Raw genomic sequence first — 15425 nt, forward strand, 5'->3', positions numbered from 1 at the left:
CGAGCCTCGACCGCGGCGCTTATTCGCCTGACGGCCCCAGTACGGCCGTGAATCGTCGCGCGCTCGTCGGGGGCCTCGTCGCCGCCGCGGTGGTGATCGCGGCCGTCCTCTCCTCCCCGAGCGCCGTGCTCGACCGGATCGCGTGGGTCACCGCCGAGCCGTGGCGGCTCGTCGCGATCCTGGCCGCGCTCGCGGTCGTTCGTCCGTTGCTCGCGTGGCCGGTGACGCTGTTGGCGGTCGTCGCCGGCTACGGCCTGGGCCTGTCGGCGATCCCGCTGTCGCTCGCCGCGATGGTGGCGACCTCGGTCCCGCCGTATCTGTTCGCCAGACGCGGGCGCGACGCGGGCGACGCGCTCGCCGGCGGCGACCGGATCTCGACGGCCGTCAACGGCCTCCTCGATCGCGCCGTCGGCGCCGGCGAGCGGGCCGTCTCCGTCGCCGGGGGTACCCGCTCGGTCGCCGCCTCCCGGCTCCTCCCGTTCCCCTCCGACGCCGTCTCCGTCGCCGCCGGGCTCGCGGGCGTCCGCGCCGGGCCGTTCGTCCTCGGGAGCGCGGTGGGGGAGCTCCCGTGGGCCGTCGCCGGCACCGTCGCCGGCGCGTCCGCCGGGCGCGTCGCCGAGGTCGGGCTCGACGGGGTGATCGACCCGTGGTTGATCGGGACGGCGGCGCTGGGCGGGCTCCTCCTCCTCGCGGGGCCGGCCTACCGCCACTACCGCTCGACGTCGGTCTGATCTGCGGGTGCGCTATTCCGCCGGCTCGCGAGCCAGCAGTATCGCGTCCGTGCCGTCGTCGTAGAAATCAGGTCGCCGCGCGGTCGGGCGGAAGCCGAGCGACTCGTACAGGCGCCTCGCGCCGTCGTTGTCGGCGGCGACGAGGAGCGTGACGCGACCGTCGGCGCGGGCGAGGAGCTCCCGGAGGAGGCGGGTCGCCCGTCCCGCCCGCCTGTGGGCGGGATGGACGGCGAGCTCCGCCACGTGAACGCCGTCGCCGGCGACCGGGAGCAGGTAGCCGACGACGGCGCCGTCGGCCGTCTCGTCGACGAGCGCGTCGCCGGTTCGGAGGGCGTGCGAACGCAGCGTCGGGCTCGGCTCGCGGAGCAGTCGCTGCAGCGTTCGGATCGCCGGCTCGTCGGCCGGCCGGCCGGATCGGACCGTCACGGCGGCGGGAGCGGCACGGACGCCGGGAACGGCGGCGCCTGGAGGACGATCGTCGCGACCGACGCGAGGGCGTCGACGAGCGCCCCGAGCACCGCCGGCGACGGCGCCGCGGCGGCGCCGGTGGCGACCGAGAGGACAACGGCCGCGAGCGCGCCCGACAGCGTCGCGAGCGTGTTCACCCCCTGGTTCCCGATCCGGTCGCCCTCGACGGTCGCGCCGAGCAGGCTGTCGACCGTCATGCCGACGAACCCGGCGCCGGTGACGGCGGCGGCCACGGGGACCGCGACCGTCGCGCTCGCGGCCGCCGGGACCGCGAGGCCGCCCGGCGTCGCGGACCCGCCCAGCGGCATCGCCAGCGCCGCGAGCGCGGCGACCAGCCCGGCCCCGGCGATCCCCGCGACCTCGCCCTGCCAGGTGATCGCCCCGTCGGTGCCGGGGTCGACCGGCCGCAGCGTCGTCACCAGCCGCGGCGCGTCGAACAGCCCGCCGAACTCCGAGGAGAGCGTGTCGGCCATCGCCGCCGCGACCGAGCCGGCGAACGCGAACGCGATCAGCGTCGGCACGGCGGTGTCCGGGAGGACCGCCCTGGCGGCCGCGAACACGAGCACCGCACACAGCGCGACCCCGGCGTTGCCGAGGACGTTGCCGGCGCCGCGGGCGCCGTCGTTGCCCTCGGCGACGCCGCGGCTGTCCTTCTCCTCGAAGCGGAACTTCGCGGCGAGCCCGCCGATGGCGAAAAACGAGATGAGCACGAGGAACCAGCCGAGCCCGCCGAGCACGACCGTCGCGAAGCTCAGCAATACGCCCGTCAACATCCCCGAGACGGACGCGGTCTCGAGCACGTACGAGACGACGCCGAGCCCGACGGTCAGCGCGAGCCCGACGGCCACGAGCGTCGGCGTGACGACGACCCCGCCGGCGGCGACGAGCGCCGACAGCAGCCACAGGAGGAACCCGACCGACACGACCACGATCGGATCGTCCCGAGGGAACAGCACCGAGCGGAGAAGCGCGGCCACCAGCGCGGCCGTCGCCGCGAGGAACACGTACGTCGGGAGCGCCCCCACGGCGAACGAGCCGGCGGCGACCGCGACGGCGGCCTGTCCGACCGTCGCGGCCGCGAACGCCGTGACGGTGAACGCGGTCGTCGTGGCGAACTCGTCGCTCGTGGACTCGCGGACGAACTCGCGACCGAGGACGCCGTACGCCAGCGAGAGGACGCTGGCGGCGTAGACGGTGGCCGGCATCGCCGCCTGCGGGAGCGCCGTCAGCACGCCGAGGGCGGTCGCCGCGAGCGCGAACCCGGCGAGGCCGTTGAGGCGGCGGTCCTCGTAGTCGCCCGGCCGGGCGAACAGCTCGAAGAACCGACCCTCCTCGACGACGAACGCCGCGAGGACGGCGACGGCGGCGAAGGGCGCGGCGGCGGCCGGCCCCAGCGCCGGCGCGGCCAACACGGCCGAGGCGACGACCGCGAACGCCCCCGCACGCCGGAGTCGGTGTCTCACGCCGGGAGCTATCCCCGACGCACACTTAACGGTCCCGGGACGGCGGCTCTCCCGGGATCGGAGAGCGAACGGTAACGCTTTCGGGCGCCCCGCCACACCCACTATCAGCAGTGGGACTCTACGACGCGTACCTCGGCGTGCGCCACCGGCGCAACCCGGGCGACCCGCCCGCCCACGTCGCGCTCGTCATCACCGAGCGCGACCTGCTCGAACAGGGCGCCTACGACACGCTGGAGTCGTTCCTCGGCTGGGCGTTCGAGTACGGCGCGGAACGCGTCACCGTCTCCGTCTCCGTGCTCGACGAGGCGGTCGTCGACACGCTCGCTCGCGAGCTGGCGGACGTCGACGCTCCCCGTTCGATCGCGGTTCGCACGCCCGACGACACCGCCCGCGCGGACGCGCCGATCCGGGTGAACATCGGCCTCGGCGGTAAGCGGGAGTTCGCCGCCGCCGTCCGCGACATCGCCGAGGCCGTCGAGGCCGGCGACCTCGCGCCCGACGAGATCGCCGAGGCCGACATCGAGGACCGACTGATCTTCCCCGAGGAGCCGGATCTCGTGATCAAGACGGGCGCCGAACGGCTCTCCGACTTCCTCATCTGGCAGTCCGTCTACTCGGAGCTGTACTTCACCGACGTGAACTGGCGGGACTTCCGGAAACGGGACTACCTGCGGGCGGTGCTGGACTACCAGAACCGCCAGCGCCGGTTCGGAAAATAACGGACCAGTCCCCGGTCAATCCGCCGTCTCGCGGGTCCCCGCGCCGTCGACCTCCAGCGCCTCGGTCAACTCCTCGTCGGTCGCCTCGCCGGGCAGCCGCTCGCGCAGCCGCCCCGCGACCGTCCGCGCCTCGTCCAGCTCGACGGCCGCGAGCGACCGCACGAGCGCGGCCGCCCGCTTCGCGCGGGTCCGGCGCCATGACTCCTCGCGGGCCTCGTACGTTCGAATGGAGCGCAGGAAGTCGACCTTCGAGAACTCAGGCCAGTACGGCGAGCAGAAGTACGCCGCCGCCTCGTTGCCGTTGGCGTGCCACGGGAGGAAGTTCGAGGTGCGCTCGTCGCCGCCCGTCCGGATGATGAGGTCCACGTCGCGGACGGGACGGCGGTACAGCCGCGACTCCACCTCCGCGACGCCCACGTCCTCGGCCGCCAAGTCGCCGTCGGCCACGTCGCGGGCGACCGCCCGGACCGCCCCGAGCAGTTCGTTGCGGCCGCCGTACGCCAGCGCGATGTTGAGCGTGAACTCGTCGTAGCCGGCGGTCCGGTCCTCGGCGTACTCGACCGCGTCGCGAACGCGGGGCGGGAGCCGCTCCACGTCGCCGAGCGCGCGGATACACACGCCCTGCTCGTGGACGCGGTCGGCGTCGGCGAACTCGCGGAGCTTGTCCTCCAGCAGGTCGAACAGCGGGTCCAGCTCGTCGTCCGGGCGGTCGAAGTTCTCCGTCGAGAAGGCGTACAGCGTGAGCTCCTCGACGCCGAGATCCGCACACCAGTCGAGCACCCGCTCGGTCGTGTCGGCGCCCGCGCGGTGGCCGTCGGGCGCGTCGTCGCCGCGGCTGCGGGCGTACCGGCGGTTCCCGTCCTGGATGATCGCCACGTGGTCGGGCCCCTCGCCGATCTCCCGGCGCAGCACGCGCTCGTAGGTACTGTCGAACAGGGTCGCGAGACGCGAGCGCAGGGTCACTACCGATAGTGTGTCGGCCAGGGAATATGTGTCTTGTGAGAGCCCGGACGACACGCGAATGACGCGCGGACGGTACGCGACCGACGCACAGCGTCAGTCGGCGTCGCCCCCGCGGTCGATCACCGCGTCGAATCCGTGGATCCGGCCGCGTCGCCGGCGACCGACTCCAGCACCTCCACCTCGCCGGTGAGCTGGCGGTGGACGTACGGCATGTCGATGCCCTCCTCGTCGAAGCGCTCCTTCACCGCCTGCACGTACTCCGAGCGGACGCGCACGAAGTCGCCGCGGTCGGGCTCGTCGATCCAGAAGCGGCTCTGCAGCCCGACGGCCGAGTCTCCGAGTTCGGTGACCCGCACCGACGGCGCCGGGTCGTCGAGGATGCCGTCGACCGCCTCGGCCTCCTCGAGGATGCAGTCGGTCGCGTGGTCGATGTCGTCGTCGTAGCCGATGCCGAAGACGAACTTCTGGCGGAGCGTGTCGTAGGCGACGGGGTTGGTGATCGCGTTGTTCGCGAGCTCGCCGTTCGGAACGGTGACGCGCTCGTTGTCGAAGGTGCGGACGCGCGAGACGCGTAGGTCGATGTCCTCGACGCGCCCGGCGTTGTCGTTCCACTCGATCCAGTCGCCCACCTCGAACGGCTTGTCCTTGATGATGAACACGCCGGCGACGAAGTTGCCGACGAGGTCCTGCGCGGCGAAGCCGACCGCCAGCGCGAGCGCGCCCCCGAGCGTCGCCGCCGCGGTCAGGAACCGGGGGAAGCCGGCGCTCATGAAGCCGATCGACAGCGCGAGGACGACGACGATCACACCCGTGAGGCTGTCGATGAGGCTCAACACGGTCCGGTCGAAGCCGCGGCGGTCCAACACCCGTCGGACGAGCGGGACCAGCACGAGCCGACCGACGAGGTACGTCGCGACGAAGCCGACGAGGAACCCGATCACGTTCGTCAGGTAGCCGGCGAACGTGTCGATCAGGCCATCGAGGGTCGTCTGCAACACGACGGAATGCATCAGTCGGGCCAGCGTTGGGCGGTATCGGGTAAGAACCTGCCGGCCACCCGAATACAACGCTCGACGCCTGCGGGCGGTCGGTCGCGCACCGACACCGGCGTCCGGTCCATCGCGCCCGACGCCGGCGGCCAATTCGTCGCTCGCCTACGCCGACAGCGGCCCCTCGCGACGGGCGACCGCGCGGAAGCGCTCGCCGTGGACGCCCCCGTCGGCGAGGGCGTCGGGGATCCGACCGTGGAGCCACGACCCCGGCGCGGGCTCGCCGTCGAAGCCGTCGCGGCGGTGTTCGGCGGGGAGGTAGCGCTCGTGGGTCGGGAGCCGCTCGTGCAGCGGGACGCCGCCCGCCTCCGCGACCGCGCGGAGTTCCTCCAGCGCGGGCCACGCGTAGTCCGGGTTGATGTAGTCGTCCGTGACCGGCGAGACGCCGCCCAGGTCGTCGACGCCGCAGTCGAGCAGCTCCCGCACCGGCGCGAGGTTCGGCGGCGACTGCACCGACACCCCCGCGGGCAACGCGGCGCGGGCCATCGCCGTCACCCGTCGCATCGTGTCTGTCGAGGGCGCGTCGTAGTCGGACCGCTCGTTGGGCACGACGGGCTGAATTATCACCTCCTGCACGTGGCCGTACCGCTCGTGCAGGTTCCGGATCGCGAGCAGCGATTCCGCCCGGTCGCGCCAGTCCTCGCCGATCCCGACGAGGATCCCCGTGGTGAACGGCACCCGGGCCTCCCCCGCCGCGCGGATCGTGTTGAGCCGCTGGCCCGGCGTCTTGCGCCGGCCGCCGGCGTGGGCGGCCACGTCCGCGGTCGTCTCCAGCATCACGCCCATGGAGGCGTTCACGTCGCGCAGGCGGCGGAACTCCGATTCCGTGAGGTCGCCGGGGTTCGAGTGCGGGAGCAGCCCCTCCTCCAGGGCGATCTCGCAGGCGCGCTCGTGGTAGTCGACGATGGAGTCGTAGCCCCACTCGGCCAACTGGTCGTGGATCGCGGTGTAGCGCGCGTCGGGCTTGTCGCCGAAGGTGAACAGCGCCTCCGTGCAGCCGGCGTCGGCGCCGACGCGGCACCGCTCGCGCACCTCCTCGGCCGACAGGAGGCTCGCCTCGCCGGGCACGTCGTAGTAGGTGCAGTACGTGCAGGTGTAGCGGCAGGCGGTCGTCAGCGGGACGAACACGTTCCGGGCGAACGTCAACTCGGCGGCGGCGGAGACGTCCGCGGGGCCGACGGACAGCAGGTGCTCGACGTCCTCGTCGGCGACCGTCACGTCGAGGTCGTACTCCGCGGCGCCCGGGAACACGCCGTGAGGTCGCCGACCGAGGGGCAAAAGCGAGTCGGTCGCGGGGAACGAATCGGGGGGCGGGCGGGTGGAGCGAACCTGCGGAGAGCCGCCGCGTCGACGAGCCGGACCGGGCGCCGCGGTGGCGACCCGTCCGAGCCACGGCGGTGGCGCGCGGCGGTCGCGCTCCGTCGCGACCGCGAGCGCGCGAGGGACGAGTACCGCAGCGACCGCAGGGAGCGAGGAACGCAGTCGGCTGGGGAGGAAGTGGCTGTCACGTGACGGTGCCTGTGTCCGATCGGCTGACTCGAACCGAACCCCCGACCGAACCTGAACCGAACCTCCGCGCCGACTCGTACCAGAACTCCACGCGGTCGCCGACAGTCACGACTCGACTCGAACCACGACACGGATCCGCCACCACAACCGATACCCCGCGCGCGGCCGAGTGAGCGAGCGATGACCGACATCGACACCACCGACGTCGAGGGGCCCCACGGCGGACAGCCCGTCCGCCGCGCCGGCGCCGACCTCGCCGACGCGAACGCGGCGGTCGTGATGGTCCACGGCCGCGGCGCGACCGCCCGCAGCATCCTCGGGATGGCCGGGGAGTTCGGCACCGACTCGGTCGCCTACCTCGCGCCCGCGGCCGCCCGCAACACCTGGTACCCCCACTCGTTCATGGAGGAGACGACGAAGAACCAGCCGCACCTCGACTCCGCGCTCGCGTTCGTGGGGAGCGTCGTCGACGCCGCCGCCGACGCCGTCGGCCGCGAGAAGGTGCTCCTGCTTGGCTTCTCGCAGGGCGCCTGTCTCTCCTCGGAGTGGCTCGCGCGCAACGCCGACCGCTTCGGCGGCCTCGTCGCGTTCTCCGGCGGGCTCATCGGCCCGGAGGGCACACCCCGCGAGTACGACGGCGACCTCGACGGCACGCCCGCGTTCCTCGGCTGCTCGGACGTGGACCCGCACATCCCGCTGGAGCGCGTGAAGGAGACCACCGAGGTGCTGGAGGAGCTGGGCGCGGACGTGGACGAGCGCATCTACGAGGGGATGGGCCACGGCGTCAACGAGGACGAGTTGAACGCCGCGAAGGGGATGGTGACGAGTCTCGAACTCGCCGGCGAGTAGGCGACCGATCCCTCTCCGTCCGCTTCTCCCCCGAGGCGCCGCTGTTCCCGAGTTCCCTCGATTCCGCGCGGGCACTCGACGACGGGGGCGCACGAACCGCTCGCGATAGTGATAGTTCCCGAAAACGATTACTCTCAGCCCGTGCAGGCGCTCGCGTATGCCCTCCGCCGGTTCACTCGCCGTCGAGTGGCTCGCGAGCGGTGCGGTCGTCACGCTCCTGGGTGCGCTCATCAGGTTCGCGGGATGGACGTGGTTGCTGGCCGGGTACGACGAGTCGACCTCGTCGCTTCCCGACGATGTCGTCGGGGAGATGGCCGGGAACACGGTCCTCCGCGTCGGCGTCGCCGTCCTCGCGGTGGGGGCGCTCGCGAGCGTGACGGATCCGCCGTCGTCCCTCACCGTCCTGGTCGGGGCGGCGATACTGTTGGACGTGGGACGCCTCCTCTACCGGTTGAACGCCGGGTCGGCCGCGCGGACCACCTAACGGTGTCGTGGGCGGACGGGTCGGGGCCGCCGCCGGCTCGCCTACCCGTCCCCGTTCCGTTCGACCGTCACCCGGCCGTCTCCCGTCTCCAGCCGGAACCCCGCCTCGACCAGCCAGTCGCGGGCGGCGCCGTCGCCCGAGATCAGCACCTCCGCCAGGTCCTCGCGCTCGTCGATATCCGTCGCGAGCCGCCGCGAGTCGAGCTCGTGAACGGTCGCGCCGAGATCACGAGCCGCCCGGAGGTGATCGAGGGACGAGGCGCCGTGGTAGTCGACCCGGAACTCCGGATGCCGGACGAGCAGCGCGTTCGTTCCGCCGCCGCGACCCGGCGCGATGGCAACGTCGGCGGGGTCGGAGGAGTCGCCGGCGGGGTCGGAGGAGTCGCCGGCGGGGTCGGAGGAGTCGGCGGCGGCGGTCGAGCCGTCGCCGCCGTGCGGGCCGCGGAGTCTCGCGAGCGCCCGCGGCGTCGCCAGCGCGAGATCCGCCATCACCACCGCCAGCGGCGACTCCGGACCGGGGTCGTGCGCGTCGAGGGCGGCGTTGACCGCCTCGGTGAGCGGGCGGTCGTCGACCGTCTCGGGCACGTCGCGGCCGGTCGGCTCGGTCGTGAGCACGCGCGGCGCGAAGCCCGCCCCCTCCAGCGCCGCGAGCACGTCGGTCAACATCGCGTCGGCGAAGTCGCGTCGCTCCGCGGGAGAGAGCGTGTCCGACAGCCGCGTCTTCGGGCGGTCGGGCGAGAACGGAACGAGCGCGTCGACGCGGTCGGTCACGAAAAGCGGTCGCCGGCCGGGTCAGCCGAGCTTGTCGTAGCCGTCCCCGCGATTGCGCAGGAACAGCACGACGCCGCCGGCGACGACGCCGAGCACGACCAGTCCGGCGACGCCGTACATGATCAGCTGGGTGCGCTGTCGGCTGCTCTCGGCCTGGTTGGCCTCGCTCTCGGCGCGCTCGGCCAGCGAGGCGGCGTTGTCGAAGTTCCCCGCCTCGTAGGCGTCGACCGCGCTGGCGAACGACTCCTCGGCCGTTTCGGGGTTCCCCGCGGCGTCGATCGCCTCGCGTGCGGAGTCCATCGCCTCACGGGCCTCCCGACTGTCGGCGGTGTAGTGGGTCGCCGACCGGTTCGTCAGCTCGTTCGAGGTGCCGCCCTCCCGGGTCTGGTCCAGCGCGAGCAGCGTGAACGACTGCTGCGGGTCGTAGCTGTACGCCTCGACGGCCGGCACGGTACCCGTCACGCGGACGCGGACCTCGGAGGTCCCCTCGTCGATGTCGACGGTCGCGCCCGAGAAGTTCTGCCCGTCGTACGACTCCTGGCGCACCTGGTTGCCCGCCTGGTTCAGGAACGTCACCGTCCAGGTCACGTTCCGGAGCTCGGTCCGACCGGCGAGCTGCCACGTCTCGTAGGTGTCGTACAGCTCCGTCATCGTCACCGTCGCCGTCACCTGCGAGTCCACCTCGCCGCTGTCGGGCACGTCGGTCTCCTGGACGGACACCGCCGCCGCCGGAGCGACCGCCGCGATCAGGAGGGCGAGAACCGCGAGGACCGCAGTGAGCTCAGAACAGCGATTCAAGCTCGTCCTCGTCATCGCTGATGAGGCTGTCGAGGTTGTCCTGACTCTCCTGTTGGATGTCGTCGATGTTGTCCTGGGCCTCGATCGCGACCTGCTGGAGCTCCTTGATCCGCGGGACGTTCGTCACGCCCGACAGCAGGATCACGCTCGCGACGAAGCCGGAGCCGGTGACGGGGTAGTCGCCGCCGCGGACCTCCATCGAGCCGGTCTGCTCCTCGAGCCACTTGCGGCCGCGCTCGATCCCCTTGCGGTTGAGGTGCTGGGGCGGACCGGCCATGACCAGCAGCGCGCGCTCGGTGCCCTCGATCTCACACGGGAGCGTGAGGCGACCCAGCGCCGCCTTGCGAACGAGCGAGGTGATCCGGTTGGTCGTGTGGGCCGTGTCGAGGTCGTCGTCGCCCGCGTCGCCGGTGAGCCGCGAGAGCAGCCCGCCGCCGCCGGCGGTCTCCTCGACCTCCTCGCTGGCGTAGCCGACCGTCGAGACGCCGCCCCCGGACAGCGTGTTGATGATCTCCGAGGAGTCGACGACGGACTCGGCGACCTCCTGGCCCTGGTCGATCTCGCCGGCGCCGAACAGGATGCCGAACCGCTTGACGATCTCCTCGTTGATCTCGTCGTAGCCGCCGGAGACCGACTCCCCGGTCTTGCGCCACGCGTCGTTGTCGAACACCATGAGGTTGTCCACCTCACGGACGAACGTCTGGAACGAGCGCGCGGCGTTGAGCGTGTAGATACCGCCTTCGTCCGAGCCCGGCAGGACGCCGAGTCCGTAGACGGGTTCGGTGTAGATGCGCTTCAGGTGCTTCGCGAGCACCGGCGCGCCGCCGGAGCCGGTCCCCCCGCCGAGCCCGGCGATGACGAGGAACGCGTCGACCTCGTGAACCGGGATCGAGTCGATGGCCCCCTGCACCTCGTCGATGTCCTCCTCGGCGACCTCCGCGCCGAGCTCGTTGTCCGCGCCGACGCCGTGTCCCTTGACACGGGACTGCCCGATGAGCACCCGCTGATCCTGCGGGATCTCCTCGAGCCCCATGAGGTCCGCCTTGGCCGTGTTGACCGCGACCGCCGCTCGCACGATGTCGCTGCCCGTGCGCTGGTCGTATTGGACGAACTTGTCGACGATCTTCCCCCCCGCCTGACCGAATCCGATGAGTGCCAGTTTCATACGTCTCCCCTCCTCATTACGCCAGATTCAGAGAGAGAACGGTGATAAACCTTCTGATGGGGCTATCAGTGACGAGACCCCGAGCGCGTCGCGAACTGCGGAAAATCGCAAGCAGGCGCCGGGATTGAATTCATGTAAGCCCGTTTATATTGTAGCGAACCGGACGAGTGTATGACACATTTATCCCTTGCGGTCGGCCGGTTCGACGTGGAGACCCTTTCGGCCGAACGGCCTTCCCTGGGCTGTTCGGGCGCGCCACGCGGCCGTTCACGCGGTGACGGTCGAGTCGGCCGCGTCCGTCGTCTCCGTCGCCAGCCCGAGGTACTCCTCGAACGACTTCAGGTCCGCCTCCGCGACGCCGAAGGCGCCCACGTCGTTGTCCGAGACGACGTTGTCGATCCGCAACGACCGGTACTGATCTCGGCCCATCGGGAAGCCGACCGACCCGAGCACGGTGAGCCCGACCTTCGCCAGGCCCATCGGGAGCGGGACGACCGTGATCGACCGTCCCTCCGATTCGAACACCAGCTCGGAGATCTCCCGGAGCGTGAGCACGTCGGGACCGCCGAACTCGTACGTTCGGTCGGCGTGCTCGGCGTCGACGACGGCGTCGGCGAGCATCGGCACCAGATCGCCGACCCAGATCGGCTGGAAGCGGTTCCGGCCGCCGCCCGGGAGCGGGTACAGCGGAACGCCCGGCGCGAAGATCTCCTTCAGCCGCTTCGTGAAGAAGACGAACTCGTCCCCGTCGCCGAAGACGACCGACGGACGGACGATCACGTGTTCGAGTTCCGACTCGCGAACCGTCTCGTCGGCGCGCCCCTTCGCGCGGAGGAAATGCGTCGGGGCGTCCGGGTCCGCGCCCAGTCCGGACATCTGGACGAAGCGGTCGACGTCCGCCTCCGCCGCCGCGTCGAGGAGGTGCTCGGTCCCTCGTCGGTGAACGCGGTCGTGCATCTCGTCGCCGCCGTCGGGCTTGAACAGCGGCGACAGCGACACGAGGTTCACCACCGCGTCGGCACCCGCGATCGGACCGTCGAGGGAGTCGCGATCTGTCACGTCGGCCGCCTTCGTGATGACGCCGTCGGGCAGGCCCGCGCCGGTCGGGTCGCGGGCGAGCGCGACCACGTCGTGGCCGCGCTGGTCGAGTTCCGTACACAGGTTCGTCCCGATGAAGCCGGTGCCGCCGGCGACGACTACGCGCATGCACCGATCCACGGGCGGAACCACCCTAAAGGTGCGGACGCCGGCGGGGCGGTCCGGCGTCGACCGTGTCGGCGGCGGCGGCCCGGAGCGTGTCCGCTGGGCGTCCGGAAACGCCTCCGCGACGAGGGCAGGGAGCGGCGCCTCCGAAACGGTTTTCCACGGGCCTGCCGCACCCTCAGTATGCCGACTGAACAAACGGGATACGACCCGTCGCTGGGTCGCAAGTTCATTTTCGTTACGGGCGGGGTGATGTCCGGCCTGGGGAAGGGGATCACCGCCGCCTCGACGGGGCGGCTTCTGGCCAACGCGGGCTTCGACGTGACCGCGGTCAAGATCGACCCGTACCTGAACGTCGACGCGGGGACGATGAACCCGTACCAGCACGGCGAGGTGTACGTGCTGAAGGACGGCGGCGAGGTCGATCTCGACCTGGGGAACTACGAGCGCTTCCTCGGCGTCGACATGACCTCCGACCACAACGTCACGACGGGGAAGACGTACCAGCACGTCATCGAGAAGGAACGCGCCGGCGACTACCTCGGCAAGACGGTGCAGGTCATCCCGCACGTCACCGACGACATCAAGCGCCGCATCCGCGAGGCCGCCGAGGGGACCGACGTGTGTCTCGTCGAGATCGGCGGCACCGTCGGCGACATCGAGGGGATGCCCTACCTCGAAGCCCTCCGGCAGTTCGCCCACGAGGAGGACGACGAGGACATCCTCTTCACCCACGTCACGCTCGTCCCGTACTCGAAGAACGGCGAGCAGAAGACCAAGCCCACCCAGCACTCGGTGAAGGAACTGCGCTCGATCGGTCTCCAGCCGGACATCCTCGTCGGGCGCTGTGACGACGAACTGGACCCGGAGACCAAGGAGAAGATCGCCCTGTTCTGTGACGTGCCCACCGAGGCCGTCTTCTCGAACCCGGACGTGGAGGACGTGTACCACGTCCCGCTCACCGTCGAGGAGGAGGGCCTCGACGAGTACGTGATGGACCGCCTCGGCCTCGCCGATGAGGCGCTCGCGCCCGCCGAGCGCGAGAACACCTGGCGGGAACTCGTCACGCGCAAGCGCACCGGCGAGGTCGACATCGCGCTCGTCGGCAAGTACGACCTGGAGGACGCGTACATGAGCGTCCACGAGGCGCTCAAACACGCCGGCTTGGAGCACGGCGTCGACGTGAACGTCGTCTGGGTCGACGCCGACGAGGCCGACGGTGCCCACCGAGAGCGCTTGAAGTCGGCCGACGGCGTCGTCGTCCCGGGCGGCTTCGGCTCCCGCGGCACCGAGGGGAAGGTGGAGGCCGTCCGCTACGCCCGCGAGCACGGCGTCCCCTTCCTGGGGCTGTGTCTCGGCTTCCAGATGGCCGTCGTCGAGCACGCGCGCAACGTCCTCGGCTGGGACGACGCCGACTCCGCGGAGTTCGAGCCCGAGACCCCCTACCCCGTCATCGACCTCCTGCCCGACCAGCACGACGAGGAGGACATGGGCGGCACGATGCGGCTGGGCGCCCACGAGACGGACATCGAGCCGGGCACGCTCGCCGAGCGCGTCTACGGCGACACCGCCTGCACGGAGCGCCACCGCCACCGCTACGAGGTGAACCCCAACTACATCGACGAACTGGAGACGGAGGGGCTCGTCTTCTCCGGGAGCGCCGGCCCCCGGATGGAGATCCTCGAACGCGACGACCACCCGTACTTCGTCGGCACGCAGTTCCACCCCGAGTTCCGCTCGCGCCCCGACCGCGCGTCGCCGCCGTTCGTCGGCCTGCTGGATGCGGTGCTCGACGGGACCGACCCGCGCGGGTCGGACGGCGGCGAGGACGAGTCGACGGACGACCGCGACGCCGTCGCCGACGAGGAGGTGACCGCCTGATGGTGAACGTCGAGGAGTTCATCGACGAGGCGACGACCGAGATCAGCGAGGCCGTCGGCGACGCGAACGCGATCATCGCCCTCTCGGGCGGCGTCGACTCGTCGGTCGCGGCCGCGCTCGCCTACCGCGCCATCGGCGAGCAGCTCACGCCGGTGTACGTCGACACCGGCCTGATGCGCAAGGGGGAGACGGACCAGATCCGCGAGACGTTCTCCTTCATGGAGTCGCTGGAGGTCGTGGAGGCGCAGGAACGCTTCCTCGACGCCCTCGCCGGCGTCACGGATCCCGAGAAGAAGCGCCACGTCATCGGCGAACAGTTCATCCGCGAGTTCGAGCGCGAGGCGACGGAGACGGACGCCGAGTACCTCGTCCAGGGGACCATCTACCCCGACCGCATCGAGAGCGAGGGCAACATCAAGTCCCACCACAACGTCGGGGGCCTGCCCGACGTGGTCGACTTCGAGGGCATCGTCGAGCCCGTGCGCGACCTCTACAAGGACGAGGTTCGCGAGGTCGCCCGCGCGCTCGATCTGGAGGCCGTCATCTCCGAGCGCATGCCGTTCCCCGGTCCGGGGCTCGCCGTCCGGATCATCGGCGAGATCACCGAGGAGAAGCTGGAGGTGGCCCGCGACGCGTGCCACATCGTCGAGGAGGAGGTCGCGGAGCACGACCCGTGGCAGGCGTTCGCCGCCGTCATCGGGAAGGCCACGGGCGTGAAGGGCGACAACCGCGTCCACGGCTGGGTCGTGTCGGTGCGCTCGGTCGAGAGCCGGGACGGCATGACCGCGCGGGCGCAGAACCTCCCGTGGGAGACGCTCCAGCGCATCCAGTCGCGGATCACCGGCGAGAACGACGACGTCGCGCGCGTCGTGTACGACGTGACCCACAAGCCGCCGGCGACGATCGAGTACGAATAGCTCGGTTCGGCCGTCCACCGTTTCTGGTCTTGCCGGCGGCGACTACCACGGATCGGAGACACGAAGCTTATCCCCGCCAGCCGACTCACACCCGGTAATGACCGACATTTCCGCCGTCGTCGCCGGCCCCGACGCCGAGAACCTGGCCGAGGAACTCGAATCCCACGACGTTGCCGTCTCGCGCATCGACGGCGCCGTCACCGGCGGCACCCTCGAGGACGCCGGCATCGACGACGCGGCGCTGTTCGTCCTCACCGACCTCTCGGAGGCGACGGGCATCGCCGTCGCGAAGGAGCGCAACCCCGACGTGCGCGCGGTCGTCTACGCGACCGAGTCGCTGCCGGAGTTCGCGAGGGGACAGACCGATCTGGCGGTCGACCCGGAGCTGCTCTCGGCGTCGGTGGTCGCCGACGAACTCGTCGCCGGCGCGTGAGCCGCGCCCCCGGTCGCGCGTCC

General features: G+C 71.4%; 16 protein-coding genes. 7 read left to right on the forward strand and 9 right to left on the reverse strand.

Annotation, left to right across the window (positions count from 1 at the left end; genetic code table 11):
- Positions 1-47: 47 nt before the first annotated feature.
- Entirely contained in the window at positions 48-731 is a 684-nt protein-coding gene (locus tag K6T36_RS06190; protein ID WP_222923071.1) for a TVP38/TMEM64 family protein, read from the forward strand.
- A 12-nt stretch (positions 732-743) separates the two neighbouring features.
- Here the strand turns inward: K6T36_RS06190 and K6T36_RS06195 are convergent, their stop codons facing one another.
- Entirely contained in the window at positions 744-1157 is a 414-nt protein-coding gene (locus K6T36_RS06195) for a GNAT family N-acetyltransferase (protein ID WP_222923072.1), read from the reverse strand.
- Positions 1154-2662 (reverse strand): DUF92 domain-containing protein, encoded by a 1509-nt coding sequence (locus tag K6T36_RS06200; RefSeq protein WP_222923073.1) that lies wholly within the window; start codon positions 2660-2662, stop codon positions 1154-1156. The genes K6T36_RS06195 and K6T36_RS06200 overlap by 4 nt, the downstream gene beginning before the upstream one ends.
- Positions 2663-2772: 110 nt before the next feature.
- Here K6T36_RS06200 and K6T36_RS06205 point away from each other — a divergent pair, with 110 nt between their 5' ends.
- Positions 2773-3381 (forward strand): undecaprenyl diphosphate synthase family protein, encoded by a 609-nt coding sequence (locus K6T36_RS06205; protein WP_222923074.1) that lies wholly within the window; start codon positions 2773-2775, stop codon positions 3379-3381.
- A 15-nt stretch (positions 3382-3396) separates the two neighbouring features.
- Here K6T36_RS06205 and uppS read toward each other — a convergent pair whose 3' ends face one another.
- The 3 genes from uppS to cofG form a co-directional block, all read right to left on the reverse strand.
- A complete protein-coding gene (uppS, locus tag K6T36_RS06210) occupies positions 3397-4338 on the reverse strand; it encodes a polyprenyl diphosphate synthase (RefSeq protein WP_222923378.1) in 942 nt (313 codons plus the stop codon).
- Between the two features lie 125 nt (positions 4339-4463).
- Positions 4464-5354, reverse strand: coding sequence for a mechanosensitive ion channel family protein (locus K6T36_RS06215; RefSeq protein WP_222923075.1), 891 nt, complete (start codon positions 5352-5354; stop codon positions 4464-4466).
- Positions 5355-5498: 144 nt separating this feature from the next.
- Positions 5499-6644 carry a 7,8-didemethyl-8-hydroxy-5-deazariboflavin synthase subunit CofG gene (gene cofG, locus K6T36_RS06220; protein WP_222923076.1) on the reverse strand — a complete coding sequence of 382 codons (1146 nt, stop codon included), beginning with the start codon at positions 6642-6644 and terminating at the stop codon, positions 5499-5501.
- 438 nt (positions 6645-7082) lie between these two features.
- Between cofG and K6T36_RS06225 the strand changes: the two genes are divergently transcribed.
- Positions 7083-7751: an alpha/beta hydrolase gene (locus K6T36_RS06225; protein ID WP_222923077.1), complete on the forward strand. Its 669-nt coding sequence runs from the start codon at positions 7083-7085 to the stop codon at positions 7749-7751.
- A 157-nt stretch (positions 7752-7908) separates the two neighbouring features.
- On the forward strand, positions 7909-8235 hold the full coding sequence (locus K6T36_RS06230; protein ID WP_222923078.1) for a hypothetical protein: 327 nt from the start codon (positions 7909-7911) through the stop codon (positions 8233-8235).
- A 41-nt stretch (positions 8236-8276) separates the two neighbouring features.
- Here K6T36_RS06230 and K6T36_RS06235 read toward each other — a convergent pair whose 3' ends face one another.
- From K6T36_RS06235 to K6T36_RS06250, 4 genes are all read right to left on the reverse strand, one after another.
- Positions 8277-9005 carry a CofC family guanylyltransferase gene (locus K6T36_RS06235; RefSeq protein WP_222923079.1) on the reverse strand — a complete coding sequence of 243 codons (729 nt, stop codon included), beginning with the start codon at positions 9003-9005 and terminating at the stop codon, positions 8277-8279.
- A 21-nt stretch (positions 9006-9026) separates the two neighbouring features.
- Positions 9027-9818: a hypothetical protein gene (locus tag K6T36_RS06240; protein ID WP_222923080.1), complete on the reverse strand. Its 792-nt coding sequence runs from the start codon at positions 9816-9818 to the stop codon at positions 9027-9029.
- Positions 9787-10968: a tubulin/FtsZ family protein gene (locus K6T36_RS06245; protein WP_222923081.1), complete on the reverse strand. Its 1182-nt coding sequence runs from the start codon at positions 10966-10968 to the stop codon at positions 9787-9789. The genes K6T36_RS06240 and K6T36_RS06245 overlap by 32 nt, the downstream gene beginning before the upstream one ends.
- 267 nt (positions 10969-11235) lie before the next feature.
- Positions 11236-12174: a complex I NDUFA9 subunit family protein gene (locus tag K6T36_RS06250; protein ID WP_222923082.1), complete on the reverse strand. Its 939-nt coding sequence runs from the start codon at positions 12172-12174 to the stop codon at positions 11236-11238.
- Between the two features lie 180 nt (positions 12175-12354).
- Here K6T36_RS06250 and pyrG point away from each other — a divergent pair, with 180 nt between their 5' ends.
- The 3 genes from pyrG to K6T36_RS06265 all read left to right on the forward strand — a co-directional run bounded on the left by pyrG (position 12355) and on the right by K6T36_RS06265 (position 15402).
- Complete coding sequence (gene pyrG, locus K6T36_RS06255; protein WP_222923083.1) at positions 12355-14052, forward strand: glutamine hydrolyzing CTP synthase; 1698 nt, start codon at positions 12355-12357, stop codon at positions 14050-14052.
- A complete protein-coding gene (gene guaA / locus K6T36_RS06260) occupies positions 14052-14969 on the forward strand; it encodes a glutamine-hydrolyzing GMP synthase (RefSeq protein ID WP_222923084.1) in 918 nt (305 codons plus the stop codon). Before pyrG ends, guaA begins: the two co-directional genes overlap by 1 nt.
- A 97-nt stretch (positions 14970-15066) precedes the next feature.
- A complete protein-coding gene (locus tag K6T36_RS06265; protein WP_222923085.1) occupies positions 15067-15402 on the forward strand; it encodes a DUF7126 family protein in 336 nt (111 codons plus the stop codon).
- Positions 15403-15425: the final 23 nt, after the last annotated feature.

It is taken from the genome of Halobaculum roseum, from assembly GCF_019880245.1.
Taxonomy (GTDB): Archaea; Halobacteriota; Halobacteria; order Halobacteriales; family Haloferacaceae; genus Halobaculum; species Halobaculum roseum.

Bases quoted from the DNA above. Each gene is read 5' to 3' on its own strand.
- K6T36_RS06250 (WP_222923082.1), bottom strand. From the start codon at position 12,174: ATGCGCGTAGTCGTCGCCGGCGGCACCGGCTTCATCGGGACGAACCTG.
- K6T36_RS06225 (WP_222923077.1), top strand. From the start codon at position 7,083: ATGACCGACATCGACACCACCGACGTCGAGGGGCCCCACGGCGGACAG.
- K6T36_RS06215 (WP_222923075.1), bottom strand. From the start codon at position 5,354: ATGCATTCCGTCGTGTTGCAGACGACCCTCGATGGCCTGATCGACACG.
- K6T36_RS06240 (WP_222923080.1), bottom strand. From the start codon at position 9,818: ATGACGAGGACGAGCTTGAATCGCTGTTCTGAGCTCACTGCGGTCCTC.
- K6T36_RS06245 (WP_222923081.1), bottom strand. From the start codon at position 10,968: ATGAAACTGGCACTCATCGGATTCGGTCAGGCGGGGGGGAAGATCGTC.
- guaA (WP_222923084.1), top strand. From the start codon at position 14,052: ATGGTGAACGTCGAGGAGTTCATCGACGAGGCGACGACCGAGATCAGC.
- K6T36_RS06230 (WP_222923078.1), top strand. From the start codon at position 7,909: ATGCCCTCCGCCGGTTCACTCGCCGTCGAGTGGCTCGCGAGCGGTGCG.
- K6T36_RS06265 (WP_222923085.1), top strand. From the start codon at position 15,067: ATGACCGACATTTCCGCCGTCGTCGCCGGCCCCGACGCCGAGAACCTG.
- pyrG (WP_222923083.1), top strand. From the start codon at position 12,355: ATGCCGACTGAACAAACGGGATACGACCCGTCGCTGGGTCGCAAGTTC.